Source organism: Rhodococcus sp. (in: high G+C Gram-positive bacteria) (genome assembly GCF_049286785.1).
In the GTDB taxonomy this organism is placed as follows: Bacteria; Actinomycetota; Actinomycetes; order Mycobacteriales; family Mycobacteriaceae; genus Rhodococcus_F.
The window spans coordinates 1-5273 of sequence record NZ_JBAQEO010000604.1 but is presented as its reverse complement, the minus strand read 5'-3'; the positions used below and the strand labels follow the sequence as shown (position 1 = coordinate 5273).

At 67.9% G+C, this 5273-nt stretch carries 7 protein-coding genes and 1 pseudogene; 5 read left to right on the top strand and 3 right to left on the bottom strand.

Annotated elements, in window-relative coordinates:
- The 5 genes and pseudogenes from WAW17_RS22115 to WAW17_RS22095 form a co-directional block, all read left to right on the top strand.
- Positions 1-320, top strand: a pseudogene (locus WAW17_RS22115) (hypothetical protein); the annotation flags it as partial.
- Positions 317-760: a ferritin-like domain-containing protein gene (locus WAW17_RS22110; RefSeq protein ID WP_422335057.1), complete on the top strand. Its 444-nt coding sequence runs from the start codon at positions 317-319 to the stop codon at positions 758-760. The pseudogene WAW17_RS22115 and the gene WAW17_RS22110, both read left to right, overlap by 4 nt.
- An 88-nt stretch (positions 761-848) precedes the next feature.
- The gene (locus tag WAW17_RS22105; RefSeq protein ID WP_422335056.1) at positions 849-1334 is read left to right on the top strand and encodes a nuclear transport factor 2 family protein; all 486 of its coding nucleotides are present in this window, start codon (positions 849-851) and stop codon (positions 1332-1334) included.
- Entirely contained in the window at positions 1331-2158 is an 828-nt protein-coding gene (locus tag WAW17_RS22100) for an SDR family NAD(P)-dependent oxidoreductase (RefSeq protein WP_422335055.1), read from the top strand. The genes WAW17_RS22105 and WAW17_RS22100 overlap by 4 nt, the downstream gene beginning before the upstream one ends.
- 82 nt (positions 2159-2240) lie before the next feature.
- Positions 2241-2861: an FHA domain-containing protein gene (locus tag WAW17_RS22095; protein WP_422335054.1), complete on the top strand. Its 621-nt coding sequence runs from the start codon at positions 2241-2243 to the stop codon at positions 2859-2861.
- A 44-nt stretch (positions 2862-2905) separates the two neighbouring features.
- Here WAW17_RS22095 and WAW17_RS22090 read toward each other — a convergent pair whose 3' ends face one another.
- From WAW17_RS22090 to WAW17_RS22080, 3 genes are all read right to left on the bottom strand, one after another.
- On the bottom strand, positions 2906-3865 hold the full coding sequence (locus tag WAW17_RS22090; RefSeq protein ID WP_422335053.1) for an alpha/beta fold hydrolase: 960 nt from the start codon (positions 3863-3865) through the stop codon (positions 2906-2908).
- A gap of 206 nt (positions 3866-4071) precedes the next feature.
- Positions 4072-4530 carry an Hsp20/alpha crystallin family protein gene (locus WAW17_RS22085; protein WP_422335052.1) on the bottom strand — a complete coding sequence of 153 codons (459 nt, stop codon included), beginning with the start codon at positions 4528-4530 and terminating at the stop codon, positions 4072-4074.
- Between the two features lie 229 nt (positions 4531-4759).
- Positions 4760-5086 carry a hypothetical protein gene (locus WAW17_RS22080; protein WP_422335051.1) on the bottom strand — a complete coding sequence of 109 codons (327 nt, stop codon included), beginning with the start codon at positions 5084-5086 and terminating at the stop codon, positions 4760-4762.
- Positions 5087-5273: the final 187 nt, after the last annotated feature.

Sequence of the window (5273 nt, the reverse complement as noted above, 5' to 3'; positions counted from 1 at the left end):
TCGCCGTGCTGCCCGATCGCGCAGCGGCACTCGATTTGGTGCGAGCGCAGCGAGCCGCACACGGCGACGCGCTGGACGCAGAGATCGCGAGGGTCGCCGGAACGTACCCCGACGGCTCGGCGCCGACCACATCCGCTGCCGCGCCGTCGTCGGCAACCACGGCGCCGGTCCCTCCCGGGCTCGACCAGCTTCGCGCCCAGCTCGCCGAGTCCCAGCGCAGCGCGGCCGACTCCGCCCGCACTCTCACCGCGTTCCGTGCAGGACTGTGTGCGTCGATCAGCGCCGCCTGCGCTACCCATCTGGCGGTGGTGCTGCCGTGACCACACCCACCGAGTCCGAAAGCCGGAGCCTTGCCGATGCATTGGTCACCGAACATGCGGCCGTATTCGCCTACGGCGTGGTTGCGGCGTTCTCCAATCCCGTCCGGGCCGGTCAGGTGGCGGCCGATGCCGCCGCTCACCGCGCCCGCCGCGATTCCTTGACCGACGTGTTGACCGCCGCGGGCAGGTCGGCCCCGCTCGCCGATTCCGGCTACATCCTGCCCTTTCCCGTGGCTGACCCGATCGCGGCGGCGCAACTGGCTGCGCAGGTCGAGGCCGATACCGCCGTGGCGTGGCGGGCCGTGGTCGAGCACGGTGAGACGGCCGACACGCGTTCCCTCGGTGTGGATGCGCTCACCGCGGCAGCGATCAGGGAAGCCACCTGGCGCGTGGCGCTCGGAACCGATCCCGTCACGGACCCGTTCCCGGGGCGGCCCTGACGACTGCCACGTTTCGGAATTCCCACCCCGCACGTCGTTCGCCGACCTAACGTCGGTCCTGCAATACCCGGCGACGAGAGGACAGGAAGTGGACGTGCGCTCGACTGAGCAGCGAATGGCGGATCTGGAGCGGATCGAGGCCGTCAAGGTACTGAAGTACCGCTACTGGCGTGCCTGCGACGACAAGGACCCGGAGGCGTTCCGCGCCTGTTTCGTCTCCTCCGAGGCCTCGATCGACTTCGGGCATCTCGGCCGTTTCGACGATGCCGACCGAGTCACAGACGTCTTCCGGAAGATCGCCCTGCGCGAAGTCGACGGCAGGCCCGTCGTCCTGGACATGCACCACGGCCTCCATCCGCACATCGTGCTGCGCAGCGACACGGAGGCGTCGGGCACCTGGACACTGCATTTCCGGCAGGTCGATCTGCTGGCGAAGACGGAGACCGTGTCGTCCGGTGAGTACGACGACGAGTACCGCATCGAGGACGGTCGGTGGCGAATGTCTCGATGTCACTACGCGACTCGGTGGTCCATCACCCGTCCGCTGACGGCCGACACGGTGGTGAGGCCATGAGCGCCCCGGTGGCTCTCGTCACGGGCGGAAGTCGTGGTGTCGGCAAGGGGGTCGCGACGGCCTTGGGTGCCGCCGGGTGGACGGTGTACGTGACCGGCCGCGGGCCGCTGGCCGACGACAGTGTGCTGTCGACGTCTGCGCGTGCGGTCACCGACGGCGGCGGCGCCGGCGTGGCCGTTGTGTGCGACCACCGCGACGACGCACAGGTGAACGCGCTGTTCCACCGAATCTCCGACGAGCAGGACGGACGACTCGACCTGCTGGTCAACAACGTCTGGGCGAGCCCGAAGGGCCTCGGAGGATTCACCACCCCGTTCTGGGAGCGACCCCTGGGCGACTGGGAGTCACTGATCGGCGTCGGCCTTCGCGCCCATTACGTGGCGTCCGTCGAGGCGGCGCGGCTCATGGTGCCACGACGATCCGGCCTCATCGTCAACATTTCCTCGTTCGGAGCGCGGGCCCACCTCCACTCCGTGCTGTACGGCATGTCCAAGGCGGGGCTGGACAAGATGGCCAGCGACATGGCAACCGAACTGCGACCCCATGACGTGCAGGCGATCTCACTCTGGCCCGGCATCGTGCGGACGGAGAAGATTCTGGCGAGCGGCCTCGCGACCATCGCCGGATTCCCGGTGGCGGACGCAGAATCCCCCGAGTTCATCGGACGGGTCATCTGTGCACTCACCGCGGATCCGACTCTTGTCCTGCGCAGCGGTCACACATACGTCACCGCGGAACTCGCCGTCGGGTACGGAATCACCGACACGGAGGGCAGCAGTCCGCCGTCGCACCGCGAGGCGTTCGGCGGCGGGCCGCTGTACTGAAGACGCCGGGGTCTCCGCCCAGGTGATCTTGCTCATCGGACCCACCACGGGCACGATGGAAGCGTGCCGAAAGGGTGTCGCCGTGGAACGAACCACTGAGTCTCGTCTGAGCTACGCCGACCGGGAGGGTCACCACCACACTCTGGACCTGTCCCCCACGTCGTCGCGTATCACCATCGGCCGGTCGCCGTCCTCGGATCTGGCCCTCACCGCGGACGACGAAGTGTCCCGGCTGCACGCGGTCATCGAGTGTGTGGGTTCACACTGGACCATTCTCGACGACGGCCTGTCCCGCAACGGCACCTTCGTCAACGGCGAGAGGCTGCACGGCCGTCGTCGGCTGCGGCAGGGCGACAGCATCCGGATCGGTGGAACGCGGATCCGGTACCAGGAGTTCGGCGGCACCCGCGACGAGGCCACGCGGATGGGTGCCGACATGCCGAGTGTTCGTTCCCTGACCGAGACCCAGCGAGCAGTCCTCACCGCACTCTGCCGTCCCTACAAGCACGGCGCGGCGTTCGCGAACCCCGCATCGAATCAGCAGATCGCGCAGGAGCTGTTTCTCAGCGTCGACGCGATCAAGACCCACCTGCGGGCGCTGTTCGCCAAGTTCGGGGTCGGTGACCTACCCCAGAACCAGAAGCGGGTCCGGCTGGCGGAGCGGGCGATGCAGAGCGGCATCATCACCGAACGCGACCTCTGATCAACCGATCCCGGGCCGGTCGGCGGCCATCCCGGCGACCGCGATCAGCCCGCGACCGCCAACTCTCCGCCGCGTCCCGAATCGACCCGGCCGACCCGCTCCACCAGTCCGATAACGGCGGCCGCGACGTCGGCGGCACGGTCGAGGATCACCGAGTGGCCGGCGCCGTCGATGCTCACGAGTTCGGATGCCGGCAGATGTGCAGCCATCGCGACAGAATGCTGGAGCGGGGTGAGCGCGTCCATCGACCCGCACAGAATCAGCGACGGAATGTGCGCGAGAGTGGCGAGCGAGCGTCGTTCGTCGAAACCCAGCAGGGATTCCAGGAAGCTCGACATGGTCACCACGGATGTCGTGTTCACCATCGCGGCGACGAGCGCGGCCAGACGTGGATCGACTGCGCGGTTCCGCGCCCCGGCGGCCCGCACGATCGCCGAGCAGACAGTGCTACCGAGCCTCTTGGAACCGTGGACCATCCGAGGGGCCCGCCGTACCGCCGTGCAGAACAGCGATACCGCCGGGCTACGCAGATGGCGGCCCAGCCCGGCTTCGGCGAGATCGAAAGCGGCCGTGGAGATCAGGGCCACGCCGACGATCCGCGAGCCGATGGTGTGCGGGTTCTGCCGAGCGAAGGACAACGCGGTCATCCCGCCCATCGAATGCCCGACGAGGACGACCGGTCCCCGCGGTGCCACCTCGTCCAGCACGGCGCCGAGGTCGCGGCCGAGTTGGTCGATCGTGTACGTGTGAGGGGGCGCCTCCCCCGATTCGCCGTGCCCGCGATGGTCGTAGAAGACCATCCGGACGTCATCGCGCCAGAACCGGCCCAGCTGCTCGCGCAGTGCCCACCAGGATTCGGTCCGCAGGCAGTGCCCGTGGACGAAGACGACGGTGGTGGCCGCTTCGCGGGATCCGAACTCGCGGATCGCAAGCGATACACCGTCGTCGGTCCTGACCGTTCGTCGACGACCTTCGTGCTCGATGGCAACCGGGGTGATGGACATGAGGCCCTCCTCGGTGTCTTCGTTCGGGACCGGGTGTGCGTTACGTCCTCTACCCTCCCGCGCGGCCGAAGTCTCCGACAGAAACCCCAGAGGTAGTCCCTCTTCACCGGAGGGGTCGGTGTCCACACCCCCAGGGTGGGTGGAGCAGACAGACCGAAGCCCCCTCGTGGGAGGGGGCTTCGGTTCGGCGACCGTGGTTCTCGACCTCAGGTGGTGTCACCCGTGGAGCCGGCCTCGATCGTCTTGGGTTTGCCGGATCCCAGTTTGGCGACTTCGATCCGGCGCGGCTTCGCCCGCTCGGCCAGCGGAATGGTCACACTCAGCACACCGTTGTCGTAGGAAGCCGAAATGTGCTGAGAGTCGATGCCTTCACCGAGCGACAGTTGCCGTCGGAATGTGCCGCTGAACCGCTCCGAGGCCAGCCATTGAACGTTCTCTTCGGACTGGGCGCTTCGATGAGCTGTGAGCGTGAGCGTTCCGTTGTCGACACTGACATCGATCGACCCTGGGTCCACTCCCGGAAGGTCGGCGCTCAGAACGTAGTGGTCGTCGACCTTGTACAGATCCATCGGCATGAATCGCGGTACCCGGGTCGTACCGAGCGGGGTCTCGAGCATGCTCCTGGTCATGGTGTCGAGATCACTGAAAGGATCGAAGCGAAGCACAGCAACACACCTCCCATGTCAGCTCCGGCGCCCGCCACCGCGACGGGCAGCCAACTCACTGTGCACCCCAAATTTAGCACTCTCTACCAGCGAGTGCTAGTCCCGACCACGCGGCGAGCCGGTGCAGCCCGGGTCGCTCAACGGATCGGGATACGTTCCACCAGTGGAGAATGCGTCCTTCACCACGACGGCCCGGCCCCGGCGCCCCGGCGCCCCGAGCATGAGCACATCACCCCCAGGGAAGGCCGGAACCTCCTTGTCCACCGGGACCGCGGGGCACGCCCGAACCCCCGAAGTCGTATCCCCCGACGCTCGCACCGCCGGGTCCGGCCTTGATGCCGTCCACCGAGATCGGTCCGACGACGGGACCGCCGACATCGACATTGCCGCCCTGCGCGTCGGCACCGGGCGTAGCTGCGGCCGCAGGCGGGGTATCGGCCGGTACGTCCGGTGCCGCCGAGGCGACGCCGGCTCCCGCCGCGAGAACGAAGAAGGCGGCGGCAACCGTGGCACCGGCCCGCCCAAGGACGGTCGAGAAGTCGGATGAAGTCGACATGAATGAACCTTTCAGAGCTGGGGAGGGAAATGCGAAGGGGTACCCGGGGTCGGGCGAACGTAACGTTCGGCGCCTCAGATGCGTCGAAAGGTACATTCGCCCCGGGGATTTCGGCCTCGGCCGAGCTGATGCCGGACCGGCAGCCGAGGGGGCGGCTCCCCCTGAGCCGGCCCCTCGGACGACTCGG